Origin of the sequence: Legionella sp. D16C41 (assembly GCF_048541585.1) — a bacterium.
Taxonomy (GTDB): domain Bacteria; phylum Pseudomonadota; class Gammaproteobacteria; order Legionellales; family Legionellaceae; genus Legionella_C.
Window position 1 is genome coordinate 1,470,553 of record NZ_CP183303.1, and the last position, 19,149, is coordinate 1,489,701.

Below are 19,149 nucleotides of genomic sequence, written 5' to 3' on the forward strand. Positions count from 1 at the left end.
TATTACTATTTGTAGTTTTTATTCTAATGGAATTGAAAAATGGCCATAGCTCAACTTACTTGGTCTAAGTATGCTCTGAAAGATGTAGTTACCTTTTTACTAGCTGGTTTGCTGTTTACTATTCCAATCAGCTCAAGTGGAAAAAGTATTTTTGCAGTGCTTACGATTGCTTCTATTTTAATGTTTTCAGAATATCGTCTACAGATAAAACATGTTCTTGGCCAAGCATGGTGTAGAGCGCTTCTAGTTTTTGTAGGTCTAACGTTAGTAGCTTGTTTCTGGAGCCCTGCAGACATCAAAGTGAAATTATTTGTTTTAGAAAAATATAGTAAGTTGCTGTATTTACCAATATTTTTAGTTGGCTTTCGCAATAAACAAGTTCGCTTGATTGGTTTACATGCCTTTTTAGTTGCCATGGCCCTTACAGCTTTGTTATCTATTGGTAAAAAATTTAATATTTTAACACTAAGCTATCTTGATGCTGATCAGGTATTTCGTAACCATATTATGACTAGTATGATGATGGTCTTTGCTACCTACTTATCAGGCTATTTGCTTTTCCGCCAAAAGGGCAATTTATCACGCTTTTTTTATGGCAGTTTAGTTATTATTTATAGTTATCAAATTTTATTTATTAATGCCAGCCGGCTAGGATATCTACTATATGCAATTTTAATGATTCTGCTAATTATTCAGATGTTAAATTGGCGGCAGGCAATGATTGGTATTGTCAGTGTATTATTATTTTGGGGCCTTGCTTATAAGGTAAGCTCAACCATGCAGATAGGCGTTAATGCTTTAAGTGATAATTTTAAATATTTTCAGCAGTCTAAAAATACGTCTATTGGTTTTCGCTTGCAGTTTCACAGTTATGCAAAAAATCTTTTCGAAAGACACCCTTTAATTGGCAATGGCACAGGAAGTTTTATTCATTACTTTAAAAAAGAAGATCCAATTCCAGCTTGGGGGCATAAATTATTAGAACCTCATAGCCAATATTGGTTAATTGCTGCAGAATTTGGTGTAATAGGTTTATTAATTTTTGCGGCCTTCTATTGTTTCTTGTTGAAAGAAGCGTTGCAATTAAAAGAATGGCGTTTTGCTGCTATTGCACTTTTAGTTTCAATTGCTGTTGGAAACTTATCTGATTCTTTATTATTTTATTCTGGCTCAGGTTACTTTTTTCTTGTCTTAATGGCTTTATTTTTGAGTGAAAAACAAGACCACAATAATAGTAATCTTACTTATTGACCTATTATAAAATAAAAGCGCAAATAGAAGTCTATATGCGCTTTATACTAAATCTGTTATCTATGTCAGTTTTCTCTAATTAGAATAAGTTAATGTAGACTTTTTTGAATTTTTATAATTATATTGGCGTTTTGCACTTTCTACACCGGGCTGATCAAAGGCATTAATATCCCAGATAACGCTTTGTATGTATATTTTATGCTCATATAGTGCGATAAGCTGGCCAATATTAAAGGGTGAAAAAGAGACTAAATTAATATGACTTAAAGGGGTATTACCAGGAATATGATTATTAAAATCCACTTGATCTTGAATACCCTGCGTCAGAACTTTTATTTTTGCTTGGCAAAAATAATTAATAAGTTCAGCTTGTGAAGATTGAAGGCTAATAAAATCACCCGTAACCCGATGTGTTCCTTGGCACAGTAATTGAAAATAACTATGTTGTGCTTGATTGCCGAGTCCGCCCCAAACAATTGGCCCTGTAGCATAATCAACTCTTACACCTTGGTTAGTTACGGATTTTCCATTACTTTCCATGTCTAGTTGTTGAACATAAGGTATAAGATATTCAAGTTGCCTTGCGTAAGCTAAAATTAGGTGATTATTAATATTTAAAAAATTATTATTCCAAATACCTATTAGCGCAAGCATAACAGGTAGATTAGTAGCAAATTCTTCCTTAAGAAAATGCTTGTCCATAGTATGAGCGCCTGCTAAAAGCTCTGCAAAGCATTCATAGCCTACAGCGATAACTGTAATAAAGTTAATTGCTGAGCAAACTGAAAAGCGTCCGCCTACCCAATCCCAAAGGCGTAAAATTTTCTGAAATCCCATATCCTTAGCTTTAACTGAGTTTGCAGTAACCGCTATAAAATGTCGTTCATCAAATGTTGTAAAATTACCCCAAGCTTTAATTTTAGTTAATGTATGAAGGGTTTCTGGAGTTGTAAATGATTTTGATGAAATAATAAACAAGGTTGTTTCGGGATTTAATTTTTCTAAAACATTTTTTGTGCTTTGTGGGTCAACGTCAGGAATAAAATGATAGTTTAATTTTTTTAATGTCCAATCTTTAAGGGCGTTAATACAAAATCGAGGGCCTAAATCAGAACCACCAATTCCAACATTAACAATATCTTTAATTGGTTTTTCTGTATACCCTAACCAATGACCGTTGCGAATTTGATTCGATAAAGTACGCATCTCTTCGCGCGTTTCAATAATGTCTGTCATGACATTATAACCATCAACTAAGATAGGCTGATTATTGGGATGACGTAGTGCTGTGTGTAAGGCAGGTCTACTTTCGCTTTGGTTGATTTTATCGCCAGAAAATAAGGCTTTAATCCTCTCAGGAAGATTTCTCTCCTTGGCAAGATTAAATAGTAATTCAAGGCTTGTATCATCGACTAATTGATGTGTAAAATCTATAGTAAGCTCAGGTATAGTGATACATAACGTTTTATCGCATACAGAACTTCTCTGTAAGTCACTAAGGCTTTTAGCGTAAGTTTTTTGTGCATACTCTTTTAATGCACGCCAAGTTTTCAATTCAGTTAAATGTTTCATGCTAAGTTAATTCCTTTTATTACAAATGTAATAATTAATTTGGCCGTAGTTAGAGTATTTACCTAGGCTATTACTTTAAATGAAAAAGTATAACTTATCTATTTTCGCTTAAATAAAATTCATTATTTCTTAATATTCCGTTAAGAAAAATTGTGTAGAATTACAATCAAACAATTAAAAATGATTGTTTGTTGTTCAAACTGCAGCTACTTTAGTCACCATGGATGTTTCTATGGAAAAGTTGCTAGCTGCAATTAAGGGAGATTAGTCATGTTAATTTTGACTCGGCGTATTGGTGAAACGTTAATTATTGGTGATGACGTCAACATCACTGTGTTAGGAGTAAAAGGAAATCAGGTGCGTTTAGGTATTAATGCCCCTAAAGATGTTTCTGTTCATCGTGAAGAAATCTATTTGCGTATTCAGCAAGAAAAAGAATCCTCTGATAGTGACGAAGCTGTATAACCCGATTTTCCTCGCAGCCATCCAGTCCCCGAGTAAAATAGCTTAGCTCGGGGCAAACTTACTACTTAAACTCGTATCCCCAGCTGATAAGAAATGCTCTTTCCCTTTATCATCAATTAGATGTAACTGTCCTTGTTCATTAACGCCACAAGCATAGCCACTTAAAGAATTATTATGCTGAAAAACGCTAATATGATGACCATCTAAATAATCTACTTCCTGCCATTGTTCTTGAAATGGTTTAAAGCCTTGTATTAGAAATTGTTTCAAAAAAATGTCTAGTGACTTGATTAAGTTTGCTATCAATTGATTACGATCAGCATAATTATGAGTTATTTCATAGAGAGAACACCAAGGTGTTGTAAGTGAATTTTGCTTAATAGTATTAACGTTGATGCCAATACCAATAATAAGTTGAATACAGCCATTGGTCTCGGCAATAATTTCAATTAAAACACCTGCTAATTTTTTATGTTGCCATATTAAGTCATTTGGCCATTTTAAACGAACATCTTCATGAATATTACTCCATTTTAAGCTTGTAAGAATTGCTAAACTTACCACCAAACTTAAACCAGATAGTTGCGATAAACAACAATCCAATTGCCAACGTCCAGAAAAATAAATATTTTCACCGAAAGGCGAATGCCATGTACGACCAAAACGGCCACGTCCTTTTGTTTGGGTTTCTGCACAACAAATTGCTATTGCTGAGTTATCAGATAAATCTTTTAGGTAGCGATTAGTAGAATCAATTTCCGCGAATAAATGCAAAGCAAATTCATCTTCAAAGTTTAATTCTTGCAGATAACCACGAATTGCTGGTTCACTTAGAGCAATAAAGGGCCGCATTAGTTGATAACCTTGTCTTGCATTGCGCTTTATTTCTAGGCCTAAGTCATTTAGTTGACTAATTTGTTTCCAAATAGCAGTGCGTGATACACCAAGTTGTTTCGCTATGGCATTACCACTTTGACAATCACCCATAGCAAGAAAATTAAGTAATTGTAGTTGGATAGGGGTAAATTGCTTCATAAAATTATTTTGTATTATAAAATAATTGCTATTTTACCACTGCTTCTTCTTATAACAAATTAGCTTTGTAATTAAAAAGCATCATTAAACCATACTGTTAAGCTAAGATAAGGGTATTGTCTGTTAAGGTAAGCTTATGTATTGAAGTTATATTTAAGTCACAGCATAGCGCTGCACAACAGCCTATAGTCGGCATAAAAGATACTAATTGTAAGTAGTGGTGATGAAGGGGGTCAAATACGTTCTCTTGGCCGCTTGTTAATGCCTTAACTGAAAATTGCTCTGTGGGATAACTAAGCCCCAGGCCGCAGGTTTTTATAAAAGCCTCTTTTTGTGACCAAATAGTAAAAAAAGCTAGAGGTTTAAAATAATTGGGTAATTGAGCTAACTGTTCTTGCTCTTGATTTGAAAATAGGTGTTTAGCAATACCTTGATAAGGTCTTGCTGAAAAAAATTCTACATCGATGCCTAAAGGCGAGTTCTGGCCTATAGCTAGAATTGCTAATTCATCAGAATGGCTTATATTAAATTCTAGTTGCTGATCATTAGCTACCGAAGGCTTACCATAATGATTATAAGAAAAGTTTATTGCTTCAGGAGCTATTGGTAAGTAACGACTTAAAATAAATCTTAACATCATACGAGCGACAGCAAAGCGTCGTTGATGTTTAGGGAAATAGAAACGTTTTGCGCGTGTTAATTCCTCTTCATTTAAAATGGCTTCCATAGCGCAAGGCGCGTGGGTTAGCGGAAATTGCCAAATATCAATACGATTGGGAGATAATTGGCAATCATTAATAGACATAGCTTCAAATAACGATGAGTTCATTGCTCCAAAGGTAGCATCAAAAGGCAGTTAAAGGTATCATAGCGCACGAGAAGTAATTCGCCAACGAGTAATGTATGAGCCTACAATTTTTAGATTTTGAGCAGCCTATTGAAGAATTAAATCAAAAAATTCAAGCATTGCGCATGGTTGGAAATGATAATGAAGTCAATTTAAGCGAAGAAATTGCCCGACTTGAAGCGAAGTGCGAAGAATTAACTGCTTCTATTTTTGCAAATCTTGAGCCCTGGCAGATTGCCCAGATGGCAAGACATCCTTTACGTCCACAAACGACAGATTACATTGAAAATATTTTCACAGATTTTCAAGAATTACATGGTGATAGACACTATTCAGCAGCACCTGCAATTATTGGTGGACTTGCTCGCTTAAATGGTGAGCCTGTTTTAGTGCTCGGTCATCAAAAAGGAAAGCGTACTAAAGAAAAAGTTTATCGTAACTTTGGTATGGCAAGACCTGAAGAATACCGAAAAGCTCTGCGTTTATTTAAATTAGCTGAGAAATTTCAGTTACCTATTTTTACCTTTATTGATACCGCTGGAGCTTATCCTGGTATTGGCGCTGAAGAACGTAATCAATCGGAAGCTATCGCTCGTAATTTACTAGAGATGGCTAAATTAAAAACGCCAATAATTTGTACAGTAACCGGCGAGGCAGGCTCTGGAGGCGCATTAGCAATTGGAGTAGGTGATCGGGTTTTAATGTTGCAATTTGGGATTTATTCAGTGATTTCGCCGGAAGGTTGTGCTTCTATTTTATGGAAAGATGCAGGGAAAGCTAGTGAAGCAGCTAAGGCAATGGGAATTACGGCAAATAAAATCTTTGAACATGGTTTAGTTGATAAAGTCGTTAAAGAGCCTTTAGGTGGCGCCCATCGAAATATAGAAGCGATGGCTGCGCGATTAAAAAGTATATACCTTGAAGAGTTACAAGCTCTTAGAGAATTACCAACTGAAGAATTACTAGAGCAACGTTATAATAAGTTTATGGCTATGGGGGCTTATAATTAACGCACTTTTACCTGCAAAGTGGATTAATCAATTAAAACAGTGTAATTCATTATATGTCGGTTTTAGTGGGGGACTTGATTCTACGGTATTACTGTATGCTCTAATTTCTGAGCCATCACTGGCTAGTAAAATTACGGCTATTTATATTGATCATGGCTTAAGCCATAATGCTAGCCAGTGGCAAGCTCATTGTGAAAAAATTTGCCATCAGTTTGGAGTGGCTTTTAAAGCACATCGTGTGTATGTTAAGCAGAATGCTAATATTGAAGATCAAGCGAGACAGGCAAGATATAATGTTTTTCACGCCCTTATTAAAGCCAATGACGTTTTAATACTGGGTCACCATCAGGATGATCAAGCTGAGACAGTATTATTGCAATTATTTCGCGGTGCAGGAATAGAAGGGTTATCAGCAATGGTAGATTGGCGTTCTTTTAGCCAAGGCTATGTAGCGCGTCCTTTACTTGCTCATTCACGCTCAATCCTTGAAGATTACGCCAAGCAGCAGAAGTTAATCTGGATTGAAGATGAAAGTAATCTAGATTGCTCCTATACAAGAAATTTTTTAAGACAACAAGTTATTCCATTAATACAAACACGCTGGTTAAGCCTTAATACTAATTTGGCACGTACCGCTCATCATTGCCAACAAGCACAAAGTAATCTCTATGATTTAGCCTGTACTGATTATCCGAATTTAAACGAAATTAAAAACAAGCTTGCGCTTGAGCCACTAAAAAAATTAAATTTGGCTAGGAAGCAAAATGTTTTAAGGGCGTGGCTTAAGAAAAATATAACTTATCTACCTGACACTAAGGTTTTTAATCGCTTAATTCATGAAGTCCTTGAAGCGAGTGAAGATAAAATACCAGAGCTTTCCTGGAAAGATACTTGTATTTATCGTTATAAAAATACGCTTTATTTAGTAAAAAAACAAACCTCAAAAAATACTTCTTCAATCAGGTGGCCTAATTTTCCAGAGCCTTTAAAGTTACCTTATTCACTTGGCTTTTTGAAAGCCATTGCTACCTCGGCAGGATTAGTTATTCCTGAAAATGCTCATGTTGAAATACGTTTCCGACAAGGCGGAGAAAAATTTTATTGGCATCGGCAAACAAAAAATTTAAAAAAATTATTACAAGAATGGTGTATACCTCCCTGGGTGCGTGATCAAATTCCTTTGATGTATATCAATCAACAGTTAGCAGCAGTCGCAGACTATGCAATCAGCGATAATTTTTATCAGTCATCAACAAACAGCTGTTATCAACTACAATGGGATTATTAACTAATAGTTAATACTTATTAACCATTACCTCGGTTTATCTTAAAAATTAGCTTACTTATACTTTGTCAAAGTAGTTATAGGAATCAATTTTATGGTATCACGATTTAAGGTAGCCTTTTTACTGACTTATTTATCAGTACCCTCCATTGCGGCCGTCATTATTACGCCAGCTTTACCACTTATTCAGAGGCAGTTTCAATTGAGTCAAAGTGAAGTGGAGTGGTTAATTGTTTTATTTTTAATTGGCTATGTCATTGGGCAGTTGATTTATGGCCCGCTAGCTAATCGATTTGGACGACTTACATCCCTTCGTATCGGCTTAACCATTTATTTTTCAGGTATCTTATGCTGTTTAGGCGCAGCGTATGGTCTTAACTATGAATTATTTGAAATAGGCAGATTATTAACAGCTTTGGGCTCAGCCAGCGGCTTAACATGTACTTATATATTAATTAATGAACTATTACCTAATGAGCAGAGAAAAACGGCTATGGCTTATGCAATAGTATCATTTACAGTAGGCATTGGCATCGCTGTGAGTCTAGGTGGCATTATTACTGAATATTGGTTGTGGGCTGGTTGTTTTATAATATTATTGTTGCAAAATATTGTAATGTTTATAGGCACTTTTTTATTTAGGGAAACGCTAACGACGAGGCAATCTATTGATATTAAAACGATTATTTTTAACTATAAACAAGCTTTAAAATGTAGAACGCTTATTATCTTTTCCTTAGGTGTAGGTTTTTGTTCGATTTTTAGCTATTGCTTTGCCGCGGTAGCACCTCAAATTGCTAACGATTATTTATATTTATCGCCTGCCGAATATGGTTATTGGAACTTGTTAAATATGATAGGCATGTTATTGGGTGGATTATGGTCACGCAAACTACTCGCTTCTTATGATGCAGTACAAGTCGTTTTATTTGGATTAGGAATGAGTGCCCTTGGTATCGTAAGTTTATTCCTTATATGGCAATTACAATCAACCTCTGCGATATGGTTTTTTGTAAGCACGACCTACTTATATCTTTTTTGCAGTGTAACTTTAGCTAGTGCTTCTTTTATCGCTTCTAATGCTTTAGCTGATAAAGCGAGTGGTGCTGCAATGATGAGCTTCATTAATATGGCTAGTGCGACAATTGCCGTCATGATTATTAGCAAATTTACTACTAATTTATTACTAGCCTTAGTAGAGCTTTTAATTTGTGAATGGATTTTAGTGACCTGTTTAGTCTTAGCCTATAAATTAAGAAAGCGGGCTCTATCCGTAGCTAACTAACGAAATTAGAAATTATAAGTGCACAATTGTGCACTTAATTACAATGTAATAAGTTAAAAACTATTAAAAGAGAAATTAACATTCAGGTAGATTAACTGCTAAGCCACCCATCGAAGTTTCTTTATACATACTTTGCATATCAAGGCCAGTTTGTTTCATCGTTTTAATAACTTTGTCTAGCGAAATATAATGGCAGCCATCGCCCATTAAGGCCATGCGCGCAGCATTAACCGCTTTTACCGCGCCCATAGCATTACGTTCAATGCACGGGATTTGAACCAGTCCTAAAACAGGATCACAAGTCATACCTAAATGATGCTCCATAGCAATTTCTGCAGCATTTTCAATTTGCTCAATAGTGCCTCCTAATACTGCAGCAAGTCCTGCTGCAGCCATTGAAGAAGCAACACCTACCTCACCTTGGCAACCTACTTCTGCGCCTGAAATTGATGCCCCTTTCTTATAGAGAATGCCTATGGCAGCTGCTGTTAAAAAATAGGTGTAAATATCGTGCTCATTTAGTTTGTCATGAGCTTCTTGACAATATTTTAAAACAGCTGGAATGATACCTGCAGCTCCATTAGTAGGAGCGGTAACTATACGGCCACCAGCAGCATTTTCTTCATTGACTGCCATGGCGTATAAATTTAAGCGGTTCATAATATCTGCATGTTCAAAACTACTTTTAATTCCTTGCTGATTATTAAGTTTTTTGAAGAGTTCAGGGGCACGCCTTTTAAGTAATAGACCTCCAGGTAAAATACCTTCATGATGACAACCATTTTCAATGCAATCATTCATTACTTTTGCAATTTGCAAAATCCCTTGCTGGATTTTTTCAGGCGCCCGCCAGGTTTGCTCATTAATCATCATTAATTCTGCGATAGTCAATTGATTAGTATGACAGTGACGTAATAATTCATCTGCAGTTGAAAAAGGGTAGGGTAAGTTATCAGTTGAGGGGAGTGCGCTATTCATTTCTTCTTCAGTGGCAATAAAACCACCACCTATTGAATAATATATTTCATTTGCAATTATATTATCTTGGTCATCATAAACGGTAAAGCGCATGCCATTGCTATGCAAAGGTAATAATTCTTTTTGCAGAAATAAAAAATCTAGCGTGTCATTAAAGAAAATTTCATGTATACCATTTAATTTTATTTTTTGTGTACTAATGATTTCACGCATCCTGGGTACCATGCACTCAGGAACTACGGTGTCAGGTAATTGGCCTTCAAGGCCATTAAGAATAGCTTTATCAGTACCATGACCTTTACCCGTTAAGGCAAGTGAACCATACAACTCAATCTTAATCCGTTTAACCTTTGAAAGCTCATATTGAGCAGCAATTTTTTTAATAAAAGTGTTAGCAGCAAGCATAGGGCCAACTGTATGCGAGCTTGATGGACCAATTCCTATGGAAAATAAATCAAATAGACTAATACTCATGTTCTTTAATTAAAGAATTAAAATGGCAAGTGTAGAAGGAAAGCCAAATATAAACAATATAAGTATAAGCTAAAAGGGATAAAAAAAACTTAAATTAGTTAATTTTTGCTTTGAAAAATGCTAAAAAAATTGCCACAGGCGTCTCAATAACTGAAATTATAATTTTAAAGCTAAATTCACCTTCTAAATTAATTATCATAGTTATTGTATAACTGGTAATTTAATTGAAATTTAGGCAAAATAACCGGGCACTTTTCATGATTTTTAAATCTTACGAAGTTTAACAAGGGGAATTGTTTATGAAGATGAAATTAGTCGCTGCTGCGATAAGTTTAGTAGCCTCAACAGCTTTTGCTGCAGCAGATGCTACTAACTCTACTAATAGTGCTACTACCAATAGTAATGCCGCTACATCAAGTACTAGTAGTACAACTTTAAGCAGTGACATGGATAAACTATCTTATAGCATTGGTGCCGATTTAGGACGAAATTTTAAAAAACAAGGTATTGATATTAGCCCAAATGCCATGGCAAAAGGCTTGCAAGATGGTATGAGCGGAGGGCAACTGCTATTAACAGATGATCAAATGAAAGATGTATTAAACAAATTTCAGAAAGATTTAATGGCAAAAAGAAATGCAGAATTCAATAAAAAGGCCGAAGATAATAAGGCAAAAGGCGAATCATTCTTAAATCAAAACAAAGCTAAAGATGGTGTTGTCACTTTACCAAGCGGTTTACAATATAAAGTTATTGAAACAGGTAAGGGTAATAAACCAAGTAAAGACGATATGGTAACTGTTGAATACACTGGTAAACTTATTGATGGGCAAGTATTTGATAGTACAGAGAAGTCTGGCAAGCCAGCTGAATTTAAGGTATCTCAAGTTATTCCTGGCTGGACTGAAGTATTACAGTTAATGCCAGCTGGTTCAACTTGGGAAGTTTATTTACCGCCAGCATTAGCCTATGGCCCACGTGGTATTGGCGGTGCTATTGGTCCAAATGAAACTTTAATTTTCAAAATTCATTTAATTTCTGTAAAAAAATCCTCTGAAGCTTAAAAATTTATACGCACTTGCAGTCAACCTGTAAGTGCGTGTTTACTATAAGTTATTTAACCTATCACTTTAAACATTAAATATTACTTACTCAGATGAATAAACGTTTATTAATTGTCTTTTTATTGGGTTTTTCATCTGGAATCCCACTAGCTTTAATTACTAGCACCTTACAAGCATGGTTTGCTGACAGTGGAATGTCAGTATTTGCAACAGGAATGCTGAGTTTAATAGGGCTTCCTTATTTATATAAAGTAATATGGGGACCATTTTTAGATAGCTTTTCGCTTTTGCCACTCGGGAGGCGAAGAAGTTGGATTTTATTAACTCAAATTGGTTTATGTCTTGGCTTTAATTTAATGGCACTATTTAAGCCTATCGATTCAGCCTATATTATTGCTTGCCTTGCCTTAGTATTAGCTTTTTTGTCGGCGACACAAGATACAGCAATAGACGCACAGCGAGTTGAATATCTGCCTACTAGTGAACATGGCTTAGGTGCCTCCTTTGCAGTAGTTGGTTATCGGGTAGCTTTATTAATTACTGGCGGTTTTGCGCTAGTCATGGCAAATTACTTAGGGTGGTCTATTACTTATCATTTTATGGGTATATTAATGGGCGTAGGAATAGCTACTACGTTATGGAGTAAGGAACCTATTATTCAGAATAATCCTCTCCAACCTTTAGGCCTAACATGGCTTAATCCTCTAAAAGACTTACTAAAGCAGCCTAATATTTTTGCCCTTTTAGGTTTTATTTTCTTTTATAAACTAGGTGAAGCATTTACAGCAACAACTAGTGGTATTGTGATGCCTTTTCTAATACAGGGTATAGGCTTTTCATTAGCTACCATTGGTTATATCAATAAATTATTAGGCATTACTGCCATTCTTTTAGGTGGTTTGGTAGCTGGTACTTTACTAACACGATGGTCCTTATACAAAGCCTTATTTTATTTTGGTTTAGCTCAAGCACTTGCTAATCTTTTATTCGTTGCTTTGGCTATGACTGGTAAAAATTTTAGCTTATTTGCTATGGCTGTAGTATGTGATAATTTTGCAGCCGGTATGGGTTCAACAGCATTAGTTGTTTTATTTATGCGCCTTGTTAATCAACAATTTACAGCAACTCAATTTGCCGCATTAATTGCTATTTCGAGTATTCCACGAGTCTTATCAGGCCCAGTCGCTGCATTTTTACAAATGTGGCTAGGTTGGATCGGGTTATATCAACTAGCTTTTTTGCTTGCCCTAGGCTTTATTCCTTTTTTAATAATAATAAAGGAACAGACTAAGTCTAAGGAGAGTATTTTAAAGACGCATGAATTTGAATTCATTCATTAATATTAGAACGTAAACCTAATTGGCGGTTACCTAATTTACCTGAGTTAATTTTAATTAAAAAAATTGAAGTTTGCTTAAAATTTTAATGATAATTAGGAATCCTAGCACAACTGTTGTCAATTATGAGGTATCATTAGAAGCTTCATGAGCATCTTGATGGTACCGAGGGTGGGACTCGAACCCACACGGTGTCACCACCACCGGATTTTGAATCCGGCGCGTCTACCAATTCCGCCACCCCGGCATGTGCGAGGATTATAACAAAGAAATTAACTTAAACAATAGCTATTTAGCTATAGAAAGATTTTGACAAGTGATTGGGATAATTAAATAATTAAACACAAGGGGTAACATAAGGGTAATGATGAGACGGATAATTTTTTTATATATTTTTATAATTAATGTTGTTTATTCCTTATCTTTTGCTGCTATGTGTCCAGACCCTTTGAAAAGCTCACTTGCTTGGGGTGAAATCCCTGAGCCTTGGCAAGAAAATCCTTTTTCCGAACATAAGCCACAAGGCGATGAACATACTCAATTTGTGCGTGCCAATATTATGGTCGCTGGCGCGTATGGCCGTGGTATTATTTGTACCTATAAGAATACGTTAGGCTATTATTCCATCTGGTGGCCAGTTTTAGTAAAGATTCCTGCTCGTATTGATTATAATTGGGTTGATACCTTAGGTGGTTATGTTTGTACTCAAGAGATTCAGATATGTCAGTTTTATCCGGCAATTTAATTTCTTTACACTGGCTGGCTTGATTGTTCTATTACAATCTTATTATCGTTAGATTCTGTAAGATTTTCATTACTTTGCTTACTCTTACACTGATCTTTTATAAAATTAAGCCGTCTTTGTAAACTGCTTTCTGACTTAAGCTTTATTTTTCGTTCTTGAAAAAACTTTCTAATTCAGTAAGGAGATCGGCTACTGTTTCCTTTGCCTTCCAGCCTTAACACGCTCTTCATAATTTCTTAAAAAATTATATTGGTTCTTACATGAGGCCGCTCAAGGTGACAAGTCACAGTTAAGCAAATCCAAGAGCAGGTTAAACTAGACGTCATTTTACAATAAATAAAATAATTGAATATTTATAGGTAACCTAGAGTATTCTTTATTGAGGTGGTTACATTTGTAGCTAGAAGTGATTTTGAGGCTAGGTATGCCTAGTTAAACGTTTAATTTATATAGAATACTGGGGATCTTTAGCTTAGTAAGCTCTGTTTAACTTTTTTGTCCAAACTGTTCTAATTCTTCTTCTTGTACGGCTAAAATTTCTGTTAAGTAGCGTCGTAAAATAGATACCTGTGAGACTAAGCCAATAAAATGCTGATTTTGATCAATAACTGCTAAACTTTTTATTTTATTTTCTTTAATTGAATCTACATATTTAACAATAGATTCCTTTTGATAAACACAAGGAATATTTTTTTCAATTAAATTACATAGTGATAAAGGCGAGGCTTTTCCTAGTTCTAAAGTCACTAATTGGTTACTGGTAAGGCCTATAAATTTTCCCTTATTGTCCTTAATAGCGAGATACTGAGCTTGAACACGATGAGCAATTTCAGCTGCTTCTGCAATTGACGTATTTGACATAATGGAAGGTAATTTGATTAATGGTAAATCGCCAAAGGTCAACGCTTTAAGCCTGCCGATATCTTGAGGGCCGGTAATATCAGAACCTCGAATATGAAAGCGCCAAGTAGAAAATGAATAACCAAAAAAGTAACGTGTTAATAGACTTGAAACAATAACAGTGACAATAGTTGAAAAGACACCTAAGTTTAGGTTAGCGGTTTCTAACAATAGAAGGATAATAGCAGCAGGCGTACCAATAATGGAGGCGGCTACCCCAGACATACCTGCAACAACGGTTAGATCTAGCGGAATAATGTTACCAAATAGTGGTATAGTAATCACATAATGAATAATACAGCCTAAAATTGCTCCTAAAAACAACGATGCAGAGAATAGCCCTCCTCGAAAGCCTGAACCGACGCAAACAACTGAGGCAAGTATTTTAGCTACAAGAATTAAAACCGTGACCTTAAGCATTTTCGAGCCAGCAAGAATTTCATTAATACCATAATGGCCAGGGCCCATAACTTGCGGAACAATAAGTGCTAATAAGCCTAGAAGAAACCCACCGATAACAGGTTTTAAAAAGGCAGGAATTTTTTGTTTTTTCAATAAAGATTCAAAACCCGTTGTACCACGCATAACAATAATGCCTACCAATGCTGCCAGGAAGCCTGTAAAAATAGCTAAAGGGAAATGCCAAAGGGTAGGGTTTTCAGCGATATTGGCTTTAAAAAGTGGTTCATAACCCAAAAAAATATAAACCATGAAGCTGCTTAATGCACTAGCTAGTAAAGTTGGCATTAATGCTCGTGTTGCATAGCCGCCAACTACTAATTCTAAGGCATAAAAAGTTCCAGCTAGGGGAGCACCAAAAATAGCAGCGATTCCAGCGCCCGTTCCACATGAGACTAGCATGCGCAATTCTTGTCGGTCTAATTTTAGACGTTGGCCTATAGTACTTAAAGTACCTGAGCCCAGTTGAGTCATTGCCGCTTCAAAGCCAACAGACCCGCCTATAGAAATAGAAACAATCGATAAACCCACAAAAGAGAGAGAATCTATCAAAGACATTTTTCCGCCATTAACAGCGTTAGCCTCAATAGGATCAACTGGTGTTAGACGCCCATAGCGGCCAATTAAAACCAGTAAAAAACCTAAAAATAAACCGCCGAGCGTTGTAACTATTAAAATTCGTTCCCAGGAAGTATTAGCACTATGAGTATTGACTTCTACACCAAATAAAATTATTTGAATATAGCCAACTAACGTTCGAATAAAAGCAACTGCAGAGCCTATCGCTATTCCACCTATTGCGGCTAAACTAAACAATTTTAAATTAAGATAGGTGTTAATTTTAGTGGTTAATGAGCTATTTCGTAAAGAAATTGCCATGACTTTGTCCCTAAATAATAAAATTAAACTTATGCTTTTATGTAAGCTATTTAATAATTTACATAGCTAGTTAAGTTAGCTTCCTGCTCCTGCTTAAGAATGTACTATACTTTTTATGCAGCTTAATGTAGGAGTATTAGCATGTCTAGTGAGATAAATCTAGCAAATCAGGATGATAATTATCTGCCCCATCAATATTATCAATATATCATTAATTCTCTACCCAATCTCGTTTATATTCTAGACAAAGATTGTACCGTAATAGATTGTAATAATAATGTACTCACGCTGCTTGGAGTGCCTAATTTAGCCGCTTTAGAGGAAAATTTTTATCAGCGACTAATTACTTTTGCCCACTGGTCTGAAGATCGAGCCCATATGCTTAAGCGTGATGATATTGATGCCTTACTTTCAGAAGTTACTACTTATGATGTAGAAGAAAAACCTGTTCTTAATGAGCAAGGAGAAGTAATTTATTATCTTGCAACCCGGATACCATTGTTAACTAAAGATAAAAAAGTCGATGGGCTAGTTGTAATATTAGTTGATATTACAGAGAAAAAGTTCTTAACAGAGCAACTTGAGAAGATTAAGGAGCAACTTAAACAAAGCAATGCTAACGCGACTATCGCGCCGCTACTGACAAATCTTCAAGAAACTAAAAAAGAGCGGCCTAAAGTATTATTAGTAGAGGATAATACTATTGCACAGCGCGCAGGCCAAGCATTGCTTATGCAATTTGACTGCCGAGTTGAAGTAGCACCTTCTGAAGGTGAAGTCGCTAAATTATTTAAGCCAGGTAAGTATGACATCGTATTAATGGATATTAGCTTAGAAGATACATCTGGCTATGTTATGGCTAAGAAAATTCGACAAATGGAGAAAGATACTTCTTATCATGTGCCCATTATTGCCCTAACTGGTTATCAGGCTGATGTCGTTAAATATGATTGTGATGACTATTCCATGGAGGGCGCTATAACTAAGCCTTTAACCAGTGAACAGGTTAAACAGATTATACAACACTATGTTTATCATATAGATATTCCTGTTAAGGGTTTAAAAACTAATAAGCCTGAGCAAAATAATACTTAGCCTTATTTTAGCTATCTATACCAATTACTTTCAGTTAAATAGGTATAAATCTATAAGGAAGCAATTATGACTGTTACAACAGGTTTATCAGGTAATGAACTTTTTTGTTTGGCGCAGAAAGGATTTTTGCCAGGCAATATAGTTGTTGGTAACAGTGTACATTCCTTAGGAATAGTAGGAAATATTGGTTCTAGTTTAAAAGCGATGTTAGGTGGTGAATTAACACAAATTACTCGTTTAATTGAAGATGGGCGTGAAACAGCATTGGAACGTATGCAACAAGAAGCACAAACGCAAGGCGCTTCTGGCATTACTGGTGTAACAAGTCAGCTTATATTTCATGGCTCTAATGTAGAGTTTTTATCAATTGGTTCTGTTATTAAATCAAACAATGCCAGTTTAAAACCTTTTTCAACTTCGGCTGATGGTCAAGAGCTTTATGCGCAACTAGACGCAGGTTATCAACCTATTGCTTTTGCTTTCGGTAATGTAGCTTATGCAATGGGTGTAGGACGCGGCTTCATTGGTGGTATAAAAACACTTGTTCGGGGTGAAATTAAGGAGTATTCAAATATTTTTAATGTCACTCGTCACTTAGCCCTTAAACGAATTAAAGCACACGCCCAGACTTATCATGCTAATGCGGTATTAGGAATTCAAACTACGGTTTTACCTTTTGGTGGCGTAAATGAGATGTTAATGATAGGCACGGCGTCAAAAGCCCCTTTTTTAATTAATACGGTAGATAATGTGATTACCAGTGATATGACTAATATCGAGATGTGGAATATGGCTAGTTTAGGTTATATGCCTCTTCAATTATTATTAGGAACTTCCGTATATTCCTTAGGTGTTGTAGGGGGTATTACTTCAGCAATTAAGTCCTTTGTTCGAGGTGAAATTACTGAGCTTTCTCGCTTAATCTATGATGCGCGTGAAAATTCTTTAGGGATTATTAATGATGAAGCAAAAGCGTTGGGAGCAGATGATGTTGTTGGTGTAAAGACCTATGTTTATCAATTGGGAAATGGCTTGATTGAATTTTTAGCTATTGGTACTGCTGTTAAAAAATTATCTTCGGTTAAGCCTCAATCTGACCAGTTACCGCCACAAGCTATCGTAGTTGATAAGGATACTTATTATAGTTTAGTGAATGACTACGGCAGTAGTGTTAATATGAATGCCGGTAGTAAGCCTATTAATAGGAATGTAAGTTCTTTTCTCTCCTTAATTATTTTTATAATTTTTTTCTTGCTTTTCGGTGGTTTTCATCTTTTAAAAGCAGTATTTGAGTAACAATTTATTATTACCTAATTGTAGCACTCAACTAATTCCTGTTTTGTCTAAAACTTAAAATAAGTGACACTACAATGTTACTCACGTGATTTAAGTAACTCTTGTAATGGTTTGGGTAACCAGGATTGTGCTTTATTAGTCAGTACTTCTTCATGCTTTTGCCATAAAGTGCCTAAATAAATAATTAATATACCAATAATGGTTAGCGCGATGGGGAATAAAATACTATTTTGAAAGACCTGCCAGGCTAGGTGCCCTAAATACATACAGCAACCTATGGCGCCAAATACCACAAAAACCCGTCTTATTAAAATAACACCAATTCCTATCATGATTAAATTAATACATAAATATACGAATTTTGAAAACTCACTATCAGAACTTTGCATAGTCATTCCTGTCCAAAAGGTAATGACCCCAAATAAATATAACCAAAATGCATAGTCAGCCGAACCACCTGAGCGTACATCAACCCAAAAGGCAATAAGAAGCATAACAAGGCCAAAATACATAGATATTAACGCTTTAAATTCAAAATCTATATCATATCCCATAATCATTTGAGCTATGTCCATAGACATATACCAAAGTGTTACCGCAATCGGCATAAGCATAAAAGGGTAGCGATATAGCCAAGCTAATATAAGTCCTACAATTAAAGTTCCCAATTCCATATACAGCCAATGCCAGGCTATTACATAATGAAAATCTCGATAATGTGAAGCTTCATCCGGCCAATATCCAAGTCCTTTCTGTAATGCATAAATAGCTAGGGGAGTTAAGGCTACAACAAAAGTGGCACAAATGCCTGCTGGAATTTTGTAATGTTTTTTAGCAAATATTGCGGTTAACACTAAACCTATTATGGCGTAAATAAGAGTTATAGTTAAAATGCCCCAGGGTCCGAATTGTTCCCAGCCTAAAGTCATAAATAAAGTCATTGCGCCAATTGCTACAAGGCCACCAAAATAATATAAAACATTAGTAAAATTGAAAGAAACTTGCTCGCTAGATTGGCTTTTAATGTAATGATATAAAGCTTCAGCTTGCTCTTGGCTAATGATATGTTCATCTACAGCTTTATTTAAGTCAGCGCGCGTAATTTTCATGACCTATCCTACTATTAACAGATAGTCTCTCTATAAATTATAGAGTGCATTTTACATTTATGA

16 protein-coding genes and 1 tRNA gene are annotated in these 19,149 nt (G+C 35.5%); 10 read left to right on the forward strand and 7 right to left on the reverse strand.

Annotated elements, in window-relative coordinates; genetic code table 11:
- Positions 1-39 precede the first annotated feature (39 nt).
- The gene (locus tag ACNVED_RS06455; protein ID WP_419420935.1) at positions 40-1,251 is read left to right on the forward strand and encodes an O-antigen ligase family protein; all 1,212 of its coding nucleotides are present in this window, start codon (positions 40-42) and stop codon (positions 1,249-1,251) included.
- A 75-nt stretch (positions 1,252-1,326) separates the two neighbouring features.
- Here the strand turns inward: ACNVED_RS06455 and pgi are convergent, their stop codons facing one another.
- Positions 1,327-2,823 (reverse strand): glucose-6-phosphate isomerase, encoded by a 1,497-nt coding sequence (gene pgi, locus ACNVED_RS06460; protein WP_419420936.1) that lies wholly within the window; start codon positions 2,821-2,823, stop codon positions 1,327-1,329.
- 270 nt (positions 2,824-3,093) lie between these two features.
- On the opposite strand from pgi, the gene csrA reads away from it, so the two are divergent.
- Complete coding sequence (gene csrA / locus ACNVED_RS06465; protein WP_419420937.1) at positions 3,094-3,288, forward strand: carbon storage regulator CsrA; 195 nt, start codon at positions 3,094-3,096, stop codon at positions 3,286-3,288.
- Positions 3,289-3,330: 42 nt separating this feature from the next.
- Here csrA and ACNVED_RS06470 read toward each other — a convergent pair whose 3' ends face one another.
- Together ACNVED_RS06470 and ACNVED_RS06475 are read right to left on the reverse strand one after the other, a co-directional pair.
- Complete coding sequence (locus tag ACNVED_RS06470) at positions 3,331-4,323, reverse strand: biotin--[acetyl-CoA-carboxylase] ligase (RefSeq protein ID WP_419420938.1); 993 nt, start codon at positions 4,321-4,323, stop codon at positions 3,331-3,333.
- Positions 4,324-4,420: 97 nt separating this feature from the next.
- Positions 4,421-5,152: a 4'-phosphopantetheinyl transferase family protein gene (locus ACNVED_RS06475; protein WP_419420939.1), complete on the reverse strand. Its 732-nt coding sequence runs from the start codon at positions 5,150-5,152 to the stop codon at positions 4,421-4,423.
- Between the two features lie 74 nt (positions 5,153-5,226).
- Between ACNVED_RS06475 and ACNVED_RS06480 the strand changes: the two genes are divergently transcribed.
- The 3 genes from ACNVED_RS06480 (at position 5,227) to ACNVED_RS06490 (ending at position 8,750) form a co-directional block, all read left to right on the forward strand.
- Positions 5,227-6,180 (forward strand): acetyl-CoA carboxylase carboxyltransferase subunit alpha, encoded by a 954-nt coding sequence (locus tag ACNVED_RS06480; RefSeq protein WP_419420940.1) that lies wholly within the window; start codon positions 5,227-5,229, stop codon positions 6,178-6,180.
- Between the two features lie 22 nt (positions 6,181-6,202).
- A complete protein-coding gene (tilS, locus tag ACNVED_RS06485) occupies positions 6,203-7,468 on the forward strand; it encodes a tRNA lysidine(34) synthetase TilS (protein ID WP_419421152.1) in 1,266 nt (421 codons plus the stop codon).
- A gap of 91 nt (positions 7,469-7,559) precedes the next feature.
- Positions 7,560-8,750 (forward strand): MFS transporter, encoded by a 1,191-nt coding sequence (locus tag ACNVED_RS06490; protein WP_419420941.1) that lies wholly within the window; start codon positions 7,560-7,562, stop codon positions 8,748-8,750.
- 75 nt (positions 8,751-8,825) lie between these two features.
- Here ACNVED_RS06490 and ACNVED_RS06495 read toward each other — a convergent pair whose 3' ends face one another.
- Entirely contained in the window at positions 8,826-10,202 is a 1,377-nt protein-coding gene (locus ACNVED_RS06495; protein ID WP_419420942.1) for an L-serine ammonia-lyase, read from the reverse strand.
- Positions 10,203-10,501: 299 nt separating this feature from the next.
- On the opposite strand from ACNVED_RS06495, the gene ACNVED_RS06500 reads away from it, so the two are divergent.
- Together ACNVED_RS06500 and ACNVED_RS06505 are read left to right on the forward strand one after the other, a co-directional pair.
- Positions 10,502-11,266 (forward strand): FKBP-type peptidyl-prolyl cis-trans isomerase N-terminal domain-containing protein, encoded by a 765-nt coding sequence (locus ACNVED_RS06500; protein WP_419420943.1) that lies wholly within the window; start codon positions 10,502-10,504, stop codon positions 11,264-11,266.
- Between the two features lie 92 nt (positions 11,267-11,358).
- Positions 11,359-12,606 (forward strand): AmpG family muropeptide MFS transporter, encoded by a 1,248-nt coding sequence (locus ACNVED_RS06505; RefSeq protein WP_419420944.1) that lies wholly within the window; start codon positions 11,359-11,361, stop codon positions 12,604-12,606.
- A gap of 157 nt (positions 12,607-12,763) precedes the next feature.
- On the opposite strand, the gene ACNVED_RS06510 is transcribed toward ACNVED_RS06505, so the two are convergent.
- Positions 12,764-12,850 (reverse strand) — tRNA-Leu (locus ACNVED_RS06510).
- A gap of 120 nt (positions 12,851-12,970) precedes the next feature.
- On the opposite strand from ACNVED_RS06510, the gene ACNVED_RS06515 reads away from it, so the two are divergent.
- On the forward strand, positions 12,971-13,348 hold the full coding sequence (locus ACNVED_RS06515; protein ID WP_419420945.1) for a DUF3757 domain-containing protein: 378 nt from the start codon (positions 12,971-12,973) through the stop codon (positions 13,346-13,348).
- A 486-nt stretch (positions 13,349-13,834) separates the two neighbouring features.
- Here ACNVED_RS06515 and ACNVED_RS06520 read toward each other — a convergent pair whose 3' ends face one another.
- Positions 13,835-15,586, reverse strand: a complete 1,752-nt coding sequence (locus ACNVED_RS06520) for a chloride channel protein (RefSeq protein WP_419420946.1) — start codon at positions 15,584-15,586, stop codon at positions 13,835-13,837.
- Positions 15,587-15,727: 141 nt separating this feature from the next.
- Between ACNVED_RS06520 and ACNVED_RS06525 the strand changes: the two genes are divergently transcribed.
- On the forward strand, positions 15,728-16,681 hold the full coding sequence (locus tag ACNVED_RS06525) for a response regulator (protein WP_419420947.1): 954 nt from the start codon (positions 15,728-15,730) through the stop codon (positions 16,679-16,681).
- A 66-nt stretch (positions 16,682-16,747) separates the two neighbouring features.
- The gene (locus tag ACNVED_RS06530) at positions 16,748-17,977 is read left to right on the forward strand and encodes a heavy metal-binding domain-containing protein (RefSeq protein ID WP_419420948.1); all 1,230 of its coding nucleotides are present in this window, start codon (positions 16,748-16,750) and stop codon (positions 17,975-17,977) included.
- Positions 17,978-18,054: 77 nt separating this feature from the next.
- Here the strand turns inward: ACNVED_RS06530 and ACNVED_RS06535 are convergent, their stop codons facing one another.
- Entirely contained in the window at positions 18,055-19,086 is a 1,032-nt protein-coding gene (locus ACNVED_RS06535; RefSeq protein ID WP_419420949.1) for a DUF2157 domain-containing protein, read from the reverse strand.
- Positions 19,087-19,149: the final 63 nt, after the last annotated feature.

Excerpts from the sequence above, each read along its gene's own strand:
- ACNVED_RS06455 (WP_419420935.1), top strand. The coding sequence starts at position 40 with ATGGCCATAGCTCAACTTACTTGGTCTAAGTATGCTCTGAAAGATGTA.
- pgi (WP_419420936.1), bottom strand. The coding sequence starts at position 2,823 with ATGAAACATTTAACTGAATTGAAAACTTGGCGTGCATTAAAAGAGTAT.
- csrA (WP_419420937.1), top strand. The coding sequence starts at position 3,094 with ATGTTAATTTTGACTCGGCGTATTGGTGAAACGTTAATTATTGGTGAT.
- ACNVED_RS06470 (WP_419420938.1), bottom strand. The coding sequence starts at position 4,323 with ATGAAGCAATTTACCCCTATCCAACTACAATTACTTAATTTTCTTGCT.
- ACNVED_RS06475 (WP_419420939.1), bottom strand. The coding sequence starts at position 5,152 with ATGAACTCATCGTTATTTGAAGCTATGTCTATTAATGATTGCCAATTA.
- ACNVED_RS06480 (WP_419420940.1), top strand. The coding sequence starts at position 5,227 with ATGAGCCTACAATTTTTAGATTTTGAGCAGCCTATTGAAGAATTAAAT.
- ACNVED_RS06490 (WP_419420941.1), top strand. The coding sequence starts at position 7,560 with ATGGTATCACGATTTAAGGTAGCCTTTTTACTGACTTATTTATCAGTA.
- ACNVED_RS06495 (WP_419420942.1), bottom strand. The coding sequence starts at position 10,202 with ATGAGTATTAGTCTATTTGATTTATTTTCCATAGGAATTGGTCCATCA.
- ACNVED_RS06500 (WP_419420943.1), top strand. The coding sequence starts at position 10,502 with ATGAAGATGAAATTAGTCGCTGCTGCGATAAGTTTAGTAGCCTCAACA.
- ACNVED_RS06505 (WP_419420944.1), top strand. The coding sequence starts at position 11,359 with ATGAATAAACGTTTATTAATTGTCTTTTTATTGGGTTTTTCATCTGGA.
- ACNVED_RS06515 (WP_419420945.1), top strand. The coding sequence starts at position 12,971 with ATGAGACGGATAATTTTTTTATATATTTTTATAATTAATGTTGTTTAT.
- ACNVED_RS06520 (WP_419420946.1), bottom strand. The coding sequence starts at position 15,586 with ATGGCAATTTCTTTACGAAATAGCTCATTAACCACTAAAATTAACACC.
- ACNVED_RS06525 (WP_419420947.1), top strand. The coding sequence starts at position 15,728 with ATGTCTAGTGAGATAAATCTAGCAAATCAGGATGATAATTATCTGCCC.
- ACNVED_RS06530 (WP_419420948.1), top strand. The coding sequence starts at position 16,748 with ATGACTGTTACAACAGGTTTATCAGGTAATGAACTTTTTTGTTTGGCG.
- ACNVED_RS06535 (WP_419420949.1), bottom strand. The coding sequence starts at position 19,086 with ATGAAAATTACGCGCGCTGACTTAAATAAAGCTGTAGATGAACATATC.